The 1,386-nt window shown below is 59.1% G+C and carries 2 protein-coding genes; both read right to left on the reverse strand.

Annotated elements, in window-relative coordinates; all coding sequences use genetic code 11:
• Positions 1 to 99: 99 nt before the first annotated feature.
• A complete protein-coding gene (locus GHN92_RS23545; protein WP_010657470.1) occupies positions 100 to 348 on the reverse strand; it encodes a hypothetical protein in 249 nt (82 codons plus the stop codon).
• A 98-nt stretch (positions 349 to 446) separates the two neighbouring features.
• Positions 447 to 875, reverse strand: a complete 429-nt coding sequence (locus GHN92_RS23550) for a hypothetical protein (RefSeq protein WP_010657471.1) — start codon at positions 873 to 875, stop codon at positions 447 to 449.
• Positions 876 to 1,386: the final 511 nt, after the last annotated feature.

The following is a 1,386-nucleotide window of genomic DNA, read 5'->3' on the forward strand; positions in this document are numbered from 1 at the left end:
CTCCATCAGCACGCGGAACGCCCTGAAGATTGGTGAGTTCGGAAGCAAAAAATCCTGCCTTTTGGCGGGATTTTTTGTGTCCGACTTACATACGCGGCGTTATTGGAAGTCTTCGCCCTGCTCGCGGGCCTTCGCCTTCGCACGCTTGCGCTGCCCCCACCATTCTTCAAACAGAATGACCCCAAAAACCCCCGTCAGCACCGCCAACACTAGCCAGTCCCCCCACGACCACCCAACCCCGTACCAGCCGAAGACATCAAAGTGTCCCTTCTGGAAGCCCACGTACAGGAAATACACCACCGCCATAAGGCCCGCGTTACGGCAGGCACTGCCAAACGTCATACGCATTGCGACACCTTCTTGGCCCGTCCGGGCGGGTTCCTTTCTATTCGTTATGCGCTCCCGTGTTGCTAGTAGCAACAACCGGTCTAACGATATTTTCGCGGCTAAAATCCGGCGGCAGCTCGAGCCCGCAATTTCATGACGGTTCGCGCTGAAAGTCCCCTAATGTCCTCGCCATGAAAAACCATGTGCGCCCGATGCGACTTGGTTTCCGCGTCCCAATCATCCAGATCATCGATCAGGAAGGCGTGATTGCCTAGGTACGCTGCCGCCAAGTCAGCGGCCAGGCTGCGGGCGGGTTCGCCTGCCGTTTCGAAAACCCAATCCAGAATGTCACTCATCTGCTCGGCGGGTGTCCGCGGCACAACACCTTTGGCCTGATCCTGGACGAATGCGTTGTAAAGAAGTGCGCCAGCCTCGGGATCTTCTGCAGGGTTGCCCGGGCAGAGCCTGGGCTCCCAGGGAATCTGATACATCGATTGGCCAAGTACGTCCTGCAGGACGTAATCCGACGGCTTTACCAAACGCTGCATGAGATGGCTCCTTAAAAAATCGCATGGTAGCGCATCCCGAGCAGCCAAAAGCTGCTCGGATAAACCGCCACCTCTGGTGGCGTGAACAGCCTGACAGACGCCTCCCGAGCCCACGAGGGGGGGGAGGAAAAATGGCCCCCAGGCCAAATTTTTCCGGTCTGCCCTGGTGAAGCCCGTTCAGGGCGTAACCAGGGTGCGAAGCATCCGGCCGCACCGCTTGCGTGCGCGTCAGGTGAAACCGGACCAACCTGGATTCGCGATGTAGCAGTCGAGAAAGGGACAAAGGACCGCAACGAGACGTCGCGCAATTGCAGAATGCAGGTTGGTCCGGCTTTGCCGGGCGCGCACGCGGGTGAATTTTCGAGACAAGCCCGTTCAGGGCGCAGGTGAGGAAAGAGGGTGGAGGCTCGCGCAGCGAGTCGGAACCCTGAAAGCCTTACGGGGCGCTCCCCCGTAAGGTTTGGGCGTCCCGCAGGGCGCCCATGACAGACCGAAGGGATGGAGCGTTATT

The organism is Pseudomonas sp. FSL R10-2964, assembly GCF_009600035.1.
GTDB lineage: Bacteria > Pseudomonadota > Gammaproteobacteria > Pseudomonadales > Pseudomonadaceae > Aquipseudomonas > Aquipseudomonas bubulae.